Below are 14,537 nucleotides of genomic sequence, written 5' to 3' on the forward strand. Positions count from 1 at the left end.
GACCTCTAAATCAAGAAGATTAGTTTGATTAACGAATATTCTGACTTCTTAGAAATAAATAGCCGCCCGCTATAATGGGAATTATTACTCATCAGCACCGTTTTCTTTAGGTTCAATAGCGATTTCCTCTAGTGTCTGGCCTTTCCTACTAAGGAGATCCCAAAGGTCGGAATAAAAGAAGTGGTCGATGGTCTTAATGTGCTGAGCAAGGAGAGTATCATCAATCATATTAGGGCGGATATCACAGTAATATACACCGTCAAGAGGATTTAACTTAATGGTGTATGCTTTAAAGTGCCCCGGCAAGAATGTCGAACTAATCCCATATTCATTATCAAGTCTAGTCTTTTTGCGTTGTACATCATTTAGAAATATGGCGATATGAGGTAAATCTGTATTGGTAAGCCTGTTGTAAAGAAACTTATCCATGAATACTTTATCAATCCGGTCTTTACTAGATGTTTTCACGGAACCTATAATCTTCAATTCATCGCCAGTACTTAAAAGCAGATCATGTTGATAACTAGATTTAAACAGTACTGCCCCGTTCTTATCTTTAACTGGAACCTGCATTGTTCCCGACACACAATCAACACCCAATGACACGATTAGCAACCTAATCAGTCTTTCGAATAAATCTCCGTTGACCTTTCGGGCTTTGTTTGATTGTCCAGCTGGTAGTGCATCAAGTGTTGCTCCTATGGATTGTTGGACAGTATAAATCGTACGAATGACGTTCTCACGTAGGTCATTAGAGGGTTGCTCGCCATCCTTTATCTGAGACATAGTAAGTTTGAACTGCTCTACTGCATTGGAGAAACTCTCAGCATCATACATCATGTTAGAATTCAGTGGTCTCGTTATGTTAAAGCTACCATCTTTTCGATATTGGAAGAATTGATAATGAAGCTCATTTTGTGAAATAATCCGGGCTTGCAATCCTGTCTCGATAAACTCTAAATACTTAGCACAAAACGATATGTAGTTATCAACAGAACGAAATCGCTCTTTGTTGGTAACATATGTTAGGAGTTGAGTGAGCTTCATCGTATAGATTCCCTTCGTTCTGCGGTTTTTCGGTCAAAAGCTATCCATGCGTCTTTTGTCATACGACGAACATTTTCAAGCCTTTCGATTGCCCATTTATTATACTCTTCATTCATATCACATCCCATCCAACGTCTATTAAGCTGTTCTGCAACAACAAGTGTCGTTCCAGAACCCGAAAACGGGTCAATAATTAGCTCGCCTTCGTTTGACGATGCAAGAACAAACTTACGCAATAGTTCCTCGGGCTTTTGGGTAGGGTGTGGGGTTTTTTCTCCCATGCCATTACAGGTAGTTGGAATATCGATAACGTCTTTAGGTTTAGCGCCTTTCGGATGCGGTATCCAATTATCACGCTTGGTATTTGCACCATTACCATATTGACTCGTTATCGCTTGTGGGTGTGAAGGATATTTAAGCGTATGTGCGCCATAAGGTGTGCGCACATCATCAATATTCAATTTTGTAGCATCAGATTTACGAAAGTGCATGATGCTTTCATGTGATCTACCCCAATCTTTACCTAGGTTAGCTTTATTCTTGTAATGCCAAATAAGCCAACGGCAATGTTTAAAGAATTTGGATGCTGGGTGTCTTAGGTCTGCAAGAATTTCAGAAAACCCACAAATATATAGGGACCCTGTATGTTTTAGCACACGAGATGCTTGGCTAATCCATTGTATAGACCACTCGATATATTGCTCTTGGTTTTCAAAGTTGTCCCAATCCGCTTTCTTGATATTATAGGGTGGATCAGCAAAGACGAGATCGACGCTCGCATCTTCTAAAGATTCGAGCCAATCAATCGAATCACCACGATACAAGCGCCCGTTCGGATGCTCATATTGCAGTTGTACTCCGTTTGGGGTTGACCGTAAGAAAAAACGTTTATCTTTAGCTGACAGTAGCGCTTCATTTGTATCAAAAAGAGTATCTTGGCCTTTCACTAAATATCTTTTTACTCTTTCATGTATTTCTGAAGATATGGCTGGCACCACAATAGAAAGGCTTTCTTCATTTTCAGACAATATTAATTTCGAAGAAAGCTCTTTTTGCTTATCCTCACAACCCTCTATGTACTGATTTTTCTTTTTAGCCATTAATTCTCTCCGCTGGGCTTACGAACTTTTCTTAAACCATTAATCGTAATATTCATTAAGGGTTTATAAAGGCATTATAATTTACTGTACTTATTATACAAGCAATTTTACACTGACAAAATAACATGTTAAGCTGCTATGTTTTAGCCCTTGATTATCTATTAACAACCCGAACTATTGTCAAATGTTGTGGATCGCATCCTAAGCCACGGCCCTTTCTCTTAACTTCGTAAGTTCGATTCCGTCTTGGAAGACAACGTCCTCCCGCACTTCAGTCGTTTGGGGAAAAGTAAATGCTCAAGAATGCCCTACAGCGGATGCCCGTCCGGCAATGGGCATTGCGCTTTGACGTTCAACGGGTGGCGGCATAAATCCACTTCTCTTCCTTTAGCCCTGGATATAACTTAATCGCCTTGGTTCCGCTCGATTCGCTTGAGCATCGACTGGAGTCTTTTGATCCATGATTCCCCTTTGACGTCATGCTCCCAAACACGCATTACATGATAACCTTCTTTGCGCATTTTTCTACGCACCCGGTTGTCTCTTTTTCGGTTAGCTTCGATTTTTTCTGTCCAAAACTCGATTTGTGATTTTGGAATGCGTCCATGGATTGGACAACCATGCCAAAAGCACCCATCGACAAAAAGGGCGAGTTTGCATTTAGCGAAATATATATCCGGCTTACCCGGCTGACTCGCGGGGTGTTTCTCCCAACCGGTTATCTTGTGCTCGTGTAAAGAAGCTTCCACTGCTTGCTCTGTTGATTTAGCACCCATACTTCGCACTTTTGACATCAGTGCCGATCGCTCCGCTTTGGTGAGCGGGTCAAACACGTTTTCTTTCTGATTCATTCTACCAATCATCCGTACCGGAACGTATTATGTGGATTCCAAGCACGAGAAGGAATGCATACGCCATGACTTGGACTAGAAATATTTCAGAATCGTCTATGGACGGGTCGAATTGGTTGAATCCATATACTCCATATTTGTAGAGCATGAAGGCGGCGTATAGGGCTATAATACCCCCGAGCATCTGCGCAAAACCCACCCAAATGTTTCTCGATAGGACGCGGTGCTTCCTTGGGCTTTTTCGAGGTACTCTCGAACGCCCGTATCCTTGCGGCGATGTTTGCGCGGGTCCTGTTGCCGGCGTAAGCGTTTGCGATTGCCCCTGCGCCGATTCCTCCGGCAACTCAGGGACGTATTTTGCCGCGATAAGCTCGATTTGTTGTCCGGCATAAAAAGGCTTCGGAAAGTAATCCTTGCCCAGGCTGAGCAAGGTTTGACACCAGGGGCAATCGTTAAGATGATTGCCATACCAGTGATATTCATTCTGCGAGCATTGTTTTAACTTTACACCCTCGGCTTTTAGCGCGTCGAACCACTCTATTGCCGTCGGTCGCCTTAAAGGGTCTGTGTGACCCTCGACAAAACACCGGTTAAACAAAGCCCTTATAGACGGCGGAATTATGTCGTATGGAAGCGCGTAGCTGGGAGGTTCGATGCCCTTGATGTGCGCGGCATACGGGAAGTACCCCTTCTTTATCTTTTCCTCCGGCGATGGAGCGTCATCGACGAGAGGGCCTCTCGCCTGATAGGGATGGACTCCGTTCGACAAAAACTTGAAGACTACGATAGCCAGGGCAAACAAATCCGAGTAGTATCGGTCATAATCGTTGGTCCTGAAATCGGCACCCATCAGTTCGGGCGGCAAGAATTCACCGCTACCAACCCGGGTATAATATGTAATTCCAGACACACTATCTTTAACTTGGAACGAGTCGCAATCTATTATCGATACCAGGGCACTTGGAGATACGAGAATATTGGTCTCCCTTAAATCCCCGATGCGATGCCCTTTCTCGTGCAGGGCCGCCACCGCGCTCGCCATATTGAACGCCGCGGTAAACAAATGCTGCCAGGTAAAGCTTCCGCCAAACGCTTTTAGCCTATCGGACGGGTCAAAATATTTATGGGTCTCCTGAAATGTCTTTGTGTCTATCAGGGGCATCGTGTAGCCGACAAACCAGCTTCTGCCTGAGTCGCTATAGAGGACATCTTCGGGCCAGCCAATGGAGCGATGCCTCGCGTCGGGAGACGGGTCGTCAGGCGGGTTTTCCACCATGCTCAATACTTTCTGGTGGAGTTCCGCTGTGACTTTTCGCGAGTGATAAATCTTGGCGCAACTGCCGTCGTTGCCGATGATTTCGTAGATAGAGCCCTCGCCGCCGCTCTTGCCGGTGCTTCTTAATCCGATTTTCTCGCCCTTTAGGGTATAGACCGTAAGCGTTGACATCGGCTACGTTCCTTTGGGCAGAATGCCGAGAACTAACGTCTTATCGTCCTCTGAATGTTCGCTTAATTTATCGGACGCGAGTAAATCGCGGATATCCTGATTTGCCGGCTCGAAATCATCGACCTGCGCGGCATACTTAAAGAGCGGTCTGAAAAAGCCTTCGAACGGTGTGTAGCAATTATCGGCTTTTTTCAATCCGGCTCGTTGGCAGCCGTCGGTAAAGAGCGCGATTCCGTTTACGCCCGAGATTATTGGTGTGGTGTTAAGCGATCGCTCCCAATCGATGCTGGTAAGCGGCGTGACCTCGTTGGTATATTCGGATTCCCCCGGTCCCGCGATGAGTTGAAGACCATTATCCGAGTCGGCGACGAGCGCGCCGTCCCCTATATGAACGGCCGCGACCGAATCCCTGAGGGTAACGACGACGAGAAGTGTGCATGCTAAATCGCGGAGGCTATATCCTTCGGTCTTGGCTTTATTCTCCAGCGCTCTCCTAGCAGCCGTTACCGCGTCACGCGCCAGGGTTGCGATATCCACACCTTCCGGCGCTGTCTGTATGGCTTTTTCCGCGTTCATTATTGCGCTTCTTACTGCTAAATCAGCTCCAATATCGGCTTTCGACGCACTGCCAAGCCCATCCGCGACAGCGGCAACCGCGAAATCTTCGTCGATTGTCTTAAAAGCAAATGAATCTTGACACGGCATGTTCAACCGGACGTGAAGCGGGCCTACGACCGACGCGCCAAAAAAATACGGCGTCGTTAATGGCCGAGTTGAATCTTTTTTCAACCATATCCTCCTGCGCTATATTGTTGAGATTTCCGCCCACCCAGCCGGGCTATCGAGCTGGACGTTTTCGCCGACTTTGGATGCCGACACTTTGCCCTGGCTCTTTGATAACCACTCGAACATATCCTTGAACTTGCCGGGCATCAATCTCACAGGCGCTCGGTTTGCGGGCGAGAGCTGCTTCAGCGTATCCATATCCGCAGGCTCGACTCCGACCGTGAAGAATAAGAAGTTTTTGTTGTTTTCTCCGGCATTTATACTTGCGGTTACCTTATCCCAGGTCGCATCGCCTGGTTGCATATCGCTAGGTTCTCCGTCCGTGATTAGAAATATCCACGGGCGGTAATAATCGATGCCCCTGCTCTTGTATTCAAGCTTGCGCTCTTCTACTAAATCGATGGCCCTAATGATAGCCTCACCCATCGGCGTTAAGCCCCCGGCCTGGAGCGTGGGCGGGTCAAATTGTTCGACCGAAGAGAAGTCGTGGGTGATGGTCACACCTTGTCCAAAGGTTATAATCGCTAAATCGACTCGCTTGCTCGCCAGCTCATCGGAGACGACATCCTCTTTGAAGAACCGTAAGCCCTCGTTGAGCTGGTTCAACTTGCCATTGGATATCATCGACCCCGACGTGTCGAGCAACAGGACTGTGGCGCAATGCGGGTGCTGGGGATTGGCGATTTCGATACTCTCTTCAAGCCTTGACATAAATCCTCCTGGATGGTCTCTTCCTATGTGCGATTTGAGCACTTATATAATTAGACAACCTGCTGAGGTGCGGCGGCATATTGTGTGTTTAATTGTTGAGCCGCCACTATTTTGCTCTTGTCCCTGTCCCCTGTATTCTACCATGAATCGAGGTATTTTATGACCAATTTGAAACCTTATTGCCGGCAATTAACATATTGATGCAGCCATTCGATTGCCGCGCATACTATGTTGCTAGTCTTAACGGCCGGTGCATGCTAGAATAGCGAATTACATGCTCAAAGCGCTTACATGGAGGGGTTGTCGGTGAAGGTCTTTGTAACAGGTGCAACCGGATTCATCGGCACTTATGTAGCCGATCTGATCTCGGAAACAGGGCATGCTATACGCTGCCTTGTTAGGAAAACCAGTGACACGAGTAGGCTTAAGAAACTAGGCGCCGAGTTCGTTGTCGGTGATGTCACCGATAAAGACTCTTTAGTAAAGGGCATGACCGATTGCGACTGGGTTGTTAACCCGGCTAATCATTATTCGTTCTGAGAGCCTGATAAAGATTGAATGCGCGGTCTTGACACGATGACCTCTTAGATGTACATTTAGATGTGCGATTAAGGAGGCAATTCTATGAAAACCATTACTTTTACGGATTTTCGCAAAAAGGCATCAGGTTTTATAACCGAGGTCGAACATGGGGAAACGCTTATCCTTATGCGACGCGGCAAACCTGTTGCGGAAATAGTACCATTTTCCGACAAGCCCAAACGGACGCCCTCATGGAAACAGACAGGTCTTCGCTTACAAGTGGAAGGAAGCGACTTGTCTTCGGCTATTTTGGAAGAACGTGAGGCCGAAGATGAGATTGCTGGTTGATTCGTCGGCTCTTGCCAAGAGATATGTCTTAGAAGATGAAAGCGAAAACATCGATCACCTTCTTGGGCGTGCGTCAGAGTTGGCTCTATGCATTATTTTAGTGCCTGAAATAGTTTCCGGGCTTAACCGACGACTGCGAGAAGGGATTTTGACGGCACATGACTACCGTAAGATTAAAAACCAATTACTAAATGACGTTCGCGATGCGACTGTGCTTCAGTTAACTCCTAGTGTTATTGCTCATTCGGTCAAGCTACTGGAGAACAATGCCTTGCGCGCAATGGATGCGCTGCATATTGCATGCGCGTTGGAATGGCACGCGGAGCTTTTTGTCACTGCGGACAGAAGACAACTGACGGCGGCAGACAATGCGGGCCTTAAGACCAAGTACATTGGTTGACAAATCACTACAGCGAATGGCTTACCCGATGCTGATTTTAGAAACGGCGTGTCGTCATGGAAGAACATTAGCGACTCGATGGCTATCGCCAATCATAGAAATATTCTAAGTGTGAACGAAGAATAATGTTAAGTAGTCTTTGAGGATTAAAACGCTTTTGCGGACGCTCAAAGACCGACATAGCCTATTTTTCGCTCTCTCTATCTTCGCGACGCAATCACCGCTATTATTAACTGGGGTGAGATTTATTGAGCGATCTTCAAGATAAGGCTGATTCGAGCTACATAACTAAAGAAGAAATCTGGGCGTTCGAAGAGCAAGCCGAGCAGCTCTGTGAGGAATTGTCGGGCATATATAAACCGCTCTTCGTCGAAGACGACTACGATTTGCTGATCGAGGTCTTCAGAATTGATTTTAACCTCTCAACCAAGAAGGGCATCATCAAAAAGATGTCCAAAGACGACGTTCTCGAACTCGGCTATTACTCGGCAATCGATATTTCGATTTTGGATTCGAGCGGTGCCGTCGTCGATGTCGACCGGCGGGAATTGAAGAGAAACATCACGTTGTGGGGCTGCTATAAAAGATTTTTCAAGGTAAGGCACATCATGAACACCGCGACGAAAGAAGAACTCCGAGCGCTCATCGAAAAAACCATCAACGGTTATGCCAAAACACTCGAGTTGGGGTTGATGGCCTAGAGCCATCTTCAATATCGATAGCTAAAACAGTCAAGCCCCGGCGTTGCTGCCAGGGCTTCCGTGTTTCTTATTATGCTCTCGCTCACTACCGCGTATCCGCCTCCGATGCCTACGGAGACTTTTAAGCGTTCCCGCATCCTTTACCGGCGCTTTGTTCTCCGCTTGATACTGCGCTTCGCTCCTCCGTCATAGGCGAGCTTTGAAGCTACCTGAGCGGGCGCAGCCTTAGCAGACCGGTTCATCCCGGGTAATTGCTGGCTGGCATACTCGAAGCCTTTGAGCTTATCGCGATTGAGCGAAATACCCATCATTCTTTCGATTTCTCGCAAGTCCCCGACCTCTTCGTGCGAGAGCAAACTAATGGCTGTGCCTGTGGCGCTCGCGCGGCCGGTTCTGCCGATACGGTGCACATAGTCTTCAGGTGTCGATGGTATGTCGTAATTTACCACATGCGATATCCCTTCGACATCGATGCCGCGCGCGATGATATCGGTCGCGACGAGTACCTGAAAGCGATTTGCCTTAAAGCCCGCGAGCGCGGCGTTTCTTTGCGCCTGGCTCCGGTCGGAGTGCATTATTGTCGACTGTATGCCTTTGCGGATAAGCACCCGGCTTAAGAAATCGGCGCGTCGCTTGGTGCGGGTAAAGACGACGACCTTGCTGAAATCGCGCTGTTTTAGCAGCTCGATGAGTAAATCCGATTTCTGCATCGCGCTAACCGGATATACCGTCTGTTTGATCGACTCGACCGGCACCTTCTGGTGGCTTACCTCGATGAGCAGCGGATTTGTCAGCGCGTCGTCTATGACTTCCATCACATCGCGCGAGACCGTTGCCGAAAACAACATGTTCTGTCGTTTGTCCGGAACTGCCTTGAGGATACGTTTAATATCCGGCAGAAATCCCATATCTAGCATGCGGTCCGCCTCATCGAGGACGAGGATCTCCACTTTTGAAAGATCTACATCCCCGCGGCGCATCATATCCAGCAGGCGGCCCGGCGTCGCGATGAGCAAATCGATTCCCCGGCTCACCTTGCGTCCCTGCGGAGCGTACGGAACGCCGCCATAGACCGCCATGGCCCTATGCTTGGTATGGCGCGAGCAACTTTGAGCTACTTCCTCTATCTGTGTCGCAAGCTCTCTGGTCGGCGTTACGACTAGCGCTTTGACTACGCCGTCGCTGTTGATACGCTGCAGGATAGGCAGGACAAAGGCCGCCGTCTTTCCTGTGCCCGTCTGTGCGCAACCGATGATGTCGCGGCCATTGAGTGCTTGCGGAATGGCCTTTTTTTGAATCGGGGTGGGCTCGTTAAAGCCCATCGCCTCTGTCCACTCGACTAGCGGCAGAGCGACTCCTAAACGTTTGAATGACATATAATCTCCTTAACGTGCGTCTGTATTGAATCGCACAACTTTATTATTAGACGCAGTTAGTCCGAAGGGTCCTCGGGTTTTCGCGAGGGACAGCTAGCAGTAATAAATGCGACCTTGCTAATTATACCTGTATTTTGTATTTAAATCCAGTTAACCAAAATGCATGATGAATTTGAGGGCCGATGACGACTTTTTGCATACAATTGTTGGATGGCAAGGATATGGGCCGGCTCAGGGCTGAGCGCTTAAAAAATCTAAGCCCCGACATACGAGTCGGGGCTTATGTTCAATCTTTTATGCGTGTCTCAACTCTACCACCTGCGGTTGCCGCCGCCGCCACCGCCGCCGCCCCTGAAGCCGCCGCCACCGCCGCCACGACCGCCGCCGCCCGGACGACGCTCTTGCGGACGCGACTCGCTAACTTTTAGCGTACGATCGTCGACTTGGCTGCCGTTTAGCGCCTCGATAGCCGCTTTAGCCTGGTCATCGTTGGGCATCTCCACAAAAGCGAAACCTTTACTGCGACCGGTCTCCCTGTCTGTGATGACGTTAACGGACTCGACTTCACCATGCGCCTCAAAAGCCTCTTTCAAGGTATCCTCTTCGGTGCTGTACGCCAGATTTCCTACATAAATTTTCATTGCCTGTTAGGCTCCTTCCTCGTTCCACTCGGTATGGCTCAACAAATTATCTACTATTTACCCAGAATATATCGCTTATACAACTTTTGAAAAGAGTTCGCAATACAGTCTTTACTACCTGCGCTTAAGCCTATTAGCCAAATCTTGCTGGTTTTCTTTGCTGGATTTTCTAAGTGCCTTCAACTGGTCTTCGATGCTGCGGTTAAAAGGCTTATTACCATTCGATTGGCCTCTGCCGGTGTGTTCTGTATTCCGTGGGCGCGGTTTTTCACTGCTCGGTTCTGCGCTGCGGGAAATAACTGTGACGTCAGTAGCGGTATCACCTTTGGGTCCCTTAATGACCTCGAATTCAACGACGTCATTCTCCGCCAAGTTTTTAAACCCATCGCCTTTTACGGCGCTATAATGCACGAATAGATCCGGGCCGCTTTCTTGTTCAATAAATCCAAAACCCTTTTGACTATTGAACCATTTTACTTTGCCTTGAACCATGTTCACCTCCAGACGACCGACACAATTATAGTGCGCCTGATTTCATTCCTTCTAATGCAGGCGGGCATGCTATGCCTTTGGACGAGTCGCGATCATCTATGGCTGGCCCGATTACAGGAACATAAACATTATCCATGATTATGGAGACTTTGTACAGCATAAGCGCTTCAAAAGAAAAAGTCGAGAGGTTAAATCAACCGTAGCTAATTAGGGGCAAAGAGCAAGTTTGCGGAGACCCTTTTGCCGGCTCGCGCGCCCAACTATTTAGCGCTCCGCCAATGAGCTTAACTAGCGTTTTTCATGCCGCCAATCGGCCGCCCATCGTTTGCTGTAAAGAGCTGGAACTTGAAACCACAGCATTCCTGACATGCTTCTACTTTTACCGCCAGTTCCGGCGGATATATGACCCTCCAGGTCCTGCCGCATTTTTCACACACATGCTCTCTAGTCAAGGTGAGCCGCTCCTTTGTCATATTATATCATCCCGGCTGCGGTTTTGAATATCGCTAGGCGAGATTATCGAATATTGAGGAATGTCGGGCTAACAAAATATCCGCTAGATTGCCGGTAGAAAGCGCGCCATGATTGTAAGTCCCAACCGGCACTCGGCCCGCCGAGGGGCTGACTGACTTTGTTCGACTGTAGATAAACTCAAATCGAAAAAGCCTCGATTAGCGGCATAGTGATAAACCGCTCAAGGTAACCGCCGTCGAGCTTGATCGACCTACGGTATCCGCACCACAAAAACCGAGCATGGGCAATATCTTACGACTTCGGTGGCAACGCTACCCAGCGGGAACCTGCCGTATTCGCGCAAGCCGCGGCTGCCGACTACGACCAAATCGATACTCTCCTTCTCCGCAAAATCGAGAATCTCTTCGGCTACCGAGTTAGCGGTTACTTTCAAAACACACTCGGGCGAGACATTCTGTGTCTCCATATACGCCCTCGTCTCTTCGAGGAGCGCTTCGCTCCCCTTCAATAAACCCGCCGATATCTCGGTTTTTTGAGCATCCGTAAGCGCGATATCCATATCGACCGTCGATGGCGCGACGGACAAGAGAAAGACCTCTATCGCCTTGGACTTTGCGTAATCGATCGCGATATCGACCGCTTCGGCCGAGTGTCTCGAACCATCTATGGGTACCAGTACTCTCAAGTCAACCTCCTAAAAAGCCTTCTCGCCACGCGAGTTATCGTGAAATAATCTATAGTGCCTGGTAATAAGTTGATTCATTCTAACAAAGTATCTCGAGGCTGTCTATCAGTTGAGCCGGGCATCATCGGCCCTCCGCAGTGAAACGTTCAACTTAGAATGGTCGGAGGCGGTCGCCATCGAGTCAAGAATGACCGGCGCATAGATTAACAGGGATTGGCGATTGTGATATATTGTTCAAAGGACAACCATCTATAACGACGAGGTGGCTTCTGAATGGTCAAAAAACACACAAATAAGAAGGGGCATTCCTCGAACCCGCTCTATCTTTGGATGCTTTATGTTATAGCGGTCGTCTGCGGGGCGGTATTGATGGGTCTTCAGATACTCGGCGGACGCCTGCTCTCGCCTTTTTTCGGCGCCTCGGTCTATGTGTGGGGCAGTGTAATCTCCGTATTTCTAATCGCTCTCAGCACCGGGTATTATGTTGGAGGTATCGTCTCGGACAAAAGGCCTAGCGTGGTCTACCTGGCGGGTTTTATCGCCGCCGCCGGCATGCTCACATTTATAATACCGCCGCTCGCTCCCCCGCTGTCGAGATTCTTTTTCGCGACTGGTCTCGTAAATTACGGAGCGCTGGTCGTATCGATGATTCTATTTTTCTTGCCGAGCGTCGGGCTGGGCATGGTCTCTCCTTATGTCGTCAAGCTAGGTGTCGCCGAGACCGACCGTCTCGGCAATATGGTCGGAAAATTCTACTCGGTTTCGACTTTCGGCAGCATTTTCGGCACGCTCGCCACCACTTTTGTCTTGATACCGTATTTCGGCGTAAACGAAGTGATCTTCACTCTCGGAGCGGTACTTGTAACGCTCGCTTTGGCCGTCTTCGTGTCGCAGCGCCTCTGGCGCCGAACGGCCGGTGTTCTTGTCTCAACGGTCTTGATATTGACAGCCGCGCTTACGTCACCCACACTCGCCGTTTCGATGCGAAATATGGAGACGGTCTTTACGCACGAATCGATGTATAATGATATCTTCGTCGGGGACCAGGGCGATATCAGATATTTGATCTTTACGGAAAAGCTGCTCCAGAGCGGCATGCTCAAAACCTACCCGAATGAGCACCTTTTCAGCTACACCAGGCTCATTGATGAGGCTTCGGCGCATTTCAAGCCCGACGCAGGCGATTTTTTACTTATAGGGCTGGGCGGAGGCTCCATCCCTAAGGCCCTCCTGGCCGGCCGCGAAAATATAACGGTCGACTCGATAGAAATCGACCAAGCGGTCATAGATGTCGCGTATGACTATTTCGATATGCCGAAAAACGACAATTTCCGCACCATCGCCATGGACGGAAGGATGTTCCTGCAGGCAACAGAGAAACAGTATGATGTGATAATGCTCGACGCTTACAACAGCCTCTTTATCCCATATCATTTGACTACTAACGAGTTCTTCGAAGAGTTGGCGGCGGCTCTCAAGCCGGACGGCATCGCGGTGCTGAATATTATCAGTAATCCTGACGGTGAATACAGCAGGTTTTTTAAGAGCTTACTTAAGACCGTAAACGAGACTTTCCCGGAATGGCGCATTTACCTGGCCGAAGACGCAAATCCAAACAGTATCAACAACATAGTGCTGGTCGCGTCGCGCAAAGAACTCGGCTCACCCGGTCCGATCGGAGACTTTATCGAATACCGGGAGCCGCTGGACTTTTCGGAAGCGATGATTCTAACGGATAATTATGCGCCCGTCGAACTCCTCGCCGCCGACCTCATGAAGAAGTTTTAATCACACCGAAAAGCCTACTCCAGTAGGCCGGGAATAGGCTCGATTAGCATCTTATTATCTTCGAGCGAAATCTCTTTGACGACATCGGCGATGGCCGGAATGAGATACTCCCTCCCATTTCGTACCAGATAGACATCGTTGCTGCCCGTTCGCAACACGTCTCTTATCGAACCCAGAAACTCGCCGTCTATCGTGTAGACCTCCAGACCGATGATATCGTGAACCCAGATGTCGCCCTCGGGCAACGGCGCGGCTTCTTCAGCCGGAACTACCAGGCTGCGCTTTCCGATGGCCTCAGCGCCCTCTCGCGAGACCCCCGCAAATTTAATGAGGTATCCGCGTGGCGTCTTCGTTATCCCCTCGATGACCAGTTTCTCAATCGCCGGAATCGGCGGGTTCAAATATAAGACCGCGCCTTCTTTGAAACGGTCTGGAAAATCCGTCAAGGCGGATACCGCTATCTCGCCCGCCAGGCCGTGAGGACGGTGTGTTTCGCCCACAATCAAATATTTCGGTCGCATTCGCAATCCCGGCCTCTCTTAACCGATGATCTCTACGATCGCGCGCTTTCCCTCTTTGACCGCTGACGCTTTTACGATAGTTCGTATCGCCTTAGCGATTCGGCCTTGCTTGCCTATGACCTTTCCAATATCGTCCGGCGCCACATGGAGTTGCAGGATAACAGATACTTCGCCCTCGACCACTGTCACATTGACCTTATCGGGCTCATCAACGACCGCTTTCGCGAGCATCTCAAGCAGTTCTTTCACTAGAACACCTCCCGCGACTACTTTATTCGATAACACCGGCTATTTTCAGCAAATTTCTCGCTTGGTCTGTGGGCTGAGCGCCCTTTTTCAACCATTCAGAGGCCTTCTCATTATTGATTTCAATAAAAGATGGCTCAGTCTGAGGATTATACCGACCGAGAACCTCGATAAATCGACCGTCGCGCGGCGATCTCGAGTCTGCTACTACTACCCTATAATGCGGATTCTTCTTTCCGCCTACTCTCGATAAACGTATTTTAACTGCCAAACCGTCACCTCCTCCACTATTCCAAAGTTGAACATATTTAAAACTAACAGAAGTCTTGGCTGTTTGCTAGTGGCATGGGCCTTAAATCGCTTTATCGCCCGGCCAATCCCCCATCCCGCGAGCCTACAGC

19 protein-coding genes are annotated in these 14,537 nt (G+C 48.8%); 5 read left to right on the forward strand and 14 right to left on the reverse strand.

Annotation, left to right across the window (positions count from 1 at the left end; translation table 11 throughout):
- Positions 1–84 precede the first annotated feature (84 nt).
- From KGZ93_04975 to KGZ93_05000, 6 genes are all read right to left on the reverse strand, one after another.
- Complete coding sequence (locus KGZ93_04975) at positions 85–1,047, reverse strand: hypothetical protein (GenBank protein ID MBS3908962.1); 963 nt, start codon at positions 1,045–1,047, stop codon at positions 85–87.
- Positions 1,044–1,952 (reverse strand): site-specific DNA-methyltransferase, encoded by a 909-nt coding sequence (locus KGZ93_04980; protein ID MBS3908963.1) that lies wholly within the window; start codon positions 1,950–1,952, stop codon positions 1,044–1,046. Before KGZ93_04980 ends, KGZ93_04975 begins: the two co-directional genes overlap by 4 nt.
- A gap of 599 nt (positions 1,953–2,551) precedes the next feature.
- Entirely contained in the window at positions 2,552–2,980 is a 429-nt protein-coding gene (gene vsr, locus KGZ93_04985; protein ID MBS3908964.1) for a DNA mismatch endonuclease Vsr, read from the reverse strand.
- Positions 2,981–2,999: 19 nt separating this feature from the next.
- The gene (locus KGZ93_04990; GenBank protein ID MBS3908965.1) at positions 3,000–4,445 is read right to left on the reverse strand and encodes a protein kinase; all 1,446 of its coding nucleotides are present in this window, start codon (positions 4,443–4,445) and stop codon (positions 3,000–3,002) included.
- 3 nt (positions 4,446–4,448) lie between these two features.
- Positions 4,449–5,234 (reverse strand): protein phosphatase 2C domain-containing protein, encoded by a 786-nt coding sequence (locus KGZ93_04995; GenBank protein MBS3908966.1) that lies wholly within the window; start codon positions 5,232–5,234, stop codon positions 4,449–4,451.
- A gap of 15 nt (positions 5,235–5,249) precedes the next feature.
- Positions 5,250–5,942, reverse strand: coding sequence for a VWA domain-containing protein (locus KGZ93_05000; GenBank protein ID MBS3908967.1), 693 nt, complete (start codon positions 5,940–5,942; stop codon positions 5,250–5,252).
- 306 nt (positions 5,943–6,248) lie between these two features.
- Between KGZ93_05000 and KGZ93_05005 the strand changes: the two genes are divergently transcribed.
- The 4 genes from KGZ93_05005 to KGZ93_05020 all read left to right on the forward strand — a co-directional run bounded on the left by KGZ93_05005 (position 6,249) and on the right by KGZ93_05020 (position 7,913).
- Positions 6,249–6,482: an NAD(P)H-binding protein gene (locus tag KGZ93_05005; protein ID MBS3908968.1), complete on the forward strand. Its 234-nt coding sequence runs from the start codon at positions 6,249–6,251 to the stop codon at positions 6,480–6,482.
- 84 nt (positions 6,483–6,566) lie between these two features.
- Positions 6,567–6,812, forward strand: a complete 246-nt coding sequence (locus KGZ93_05010; protein MBS3908969.1) for a type II toxin-antitoxin system Phd/YefM family antitoxin — start codon at positions 6,567–6,569, stop codon at positions 6,810–6,812.
- Positions 6,796–7,212, forward strand: a complete 417-nt coding sequence (locus tag KGZ93_05015; GenBank protein MBS3908970.1) for a type II toxin-antitoxin system VapC family toxin — start codon at positions 6,796–6,798, stop codon at positions 7,210–7,212. Before KGZ93_05010 ends, KGZ93_05015 begins: the two co-directional genes overlap by 17 nt.
- 248 nt (positions 7,213–7,460) lie before the next feature.
- Positions 7,461–7,913 carry a hypothetical protein gene (locus tag KGZ93_05020; GenBank protein MBS3908971.1) on the forward strand — a complete coding sequence of 151 codons (453 nt, stop codon included), beginning with the start codon at positions 7,461–7,463 and terminating at the stop codon, positions 7,911–7,913.
- 140 nt (positions 7,914–8,053) lie between these two features.
- On the opposite strand, the gene KGZ93_05025 is transcribed toward KGZ93_05020, so the two are convergent.
- From KGZ93_05025 to KGZ93_05045, 5 genes are all read right to left on the reverse strand, one after another.
- Complete coding sequence (locus KGZ93_05025; GenBank protein MBS3908972.1) at positions 8,054–9,289, reverse strand: DEAD/DEAH box helicase; 1,236 nt, start codon at positions 9,287–9,289, stop codon at positions 8,054–8,056.
- Between the two features lie 311 nt (positions 9,290–9,600).
- Positions 9,601–9,930 carry an RNA-binding protein gene (locus KGZ93_05030; GenBank protein MBS3908973.1) on the reverse strand — a complete coding sequence of 110 codons (330 nt, stop codon included), beginning with the start codon at positions 9,928–9,930 and terminating at the stop codon, positions 9,601–9,603.
- A gap of 114 nt (positions 9,931–10,044) precedes the next feature.
- On the reverse strand, positions 10,045–10,422 hold the full coding sequence (locus KGZ93_05035) for a cold shock domain-containing protein (GenBank protein MBS3908974.1): 378 nt from the start codon (positions 10,420–10,422) through the stop codon (positions 10,045–10,047).
- 284 nt (positions 10,423–10,706) lie between these two features.
- On the reverse strand, positions 10,707–10,895 hold the full coding sequence (locus tag KGZ93_05040; protein MBS3908975.1) for a hypothetical protein: 189 nt from the start codon (positions 10,893–10,895) through the stop codon (positions 10,707–10,709).
- 251 nt (positions 10,896–11,146) lie between these two features.
- Positions 11,147–11,581 (reverse strand): universal stress protein, encoded by a 435-nt coding sequence (locus KGZ93_05045; GenBank protein ID MBS3908976.1) that lies wholly within the window; start codon positions 11,579–11,581, stop codon positions 11,147–11,149.
- Between the two features lie 273 nt (positions 11,582–11,854).
- Between KGZ93_05045 and KGZ93_05050 the strand changes: the two genes are divergently transcribed.
- Positions 11,855–13,369 carry a fused MFS/spermidine synthase gene (locus tag KGZ93_05050; protein MBS3908977.1) on the forward strand — a complete coding sequence of 505 codons (1,515 nt, stop codon included), beginning with the start codon at positions 11,855–11,857 and terminating at the stop codon, positions 13,367–13,369.
- A 14-nt stretch (positions 13,370–13,383) separates the two neighbouring features.
- On the opposite strand, the gene rimM is transcribed toward KGZ93_05050, so the two are convergent.
- Genes rimM through rpsP form a run of 3 tightly spaced genes read right to left on the reverse strand, consistent with a single transcriptional unit; the run spans position 13,384 to position 14,407 of the window.
- Complete coding sequence (gene rimM, locus KGZ93_05055) at positions 13,384–13,890, reverse strand: 16S rRNA processing protein RimM (GenBank protein ID MBS3908978.1); 507 nt, start codon at positions 13,888–13,890, stop codon at positions 13,384–13,386.
- An 18-nt stretch (positions 13,891–13,908) separates the two neighbouring features.
- Positions 13,909–14,139, reverse strand: coding sequence for a KH domain-containing protein (locus KGZ93_05060; protein ID MBS3908979.1), 231 nt, complete (start codon positions 14,137–14,139; stop codon positions 13,909–13,911).
- A 22-nt stretch (positions 14,140–14,161) separates the two neighbouring features.
- Entirely contained in the window at positions 14,162–14,407 is a 246-nt protein-coding gene (rpsP, locus tag KGZ93_05065; protein MBS3908980.1) for a 30S ribosomal protein S16, read from the reverse strand.
- Between the last annotated feature and the right edge of the window lie 130 nt (positions 14,408–14,537).

It is taken from the genome of Actinomycetota bacterium (genome assembly GCA_018333515.1).
Taxonomy (GTDB): domain Bacteria; phylum Actinomycetota; class Aquicultoria; order Aquicultorales; family Aquicultoraceae; genus Aquicultor.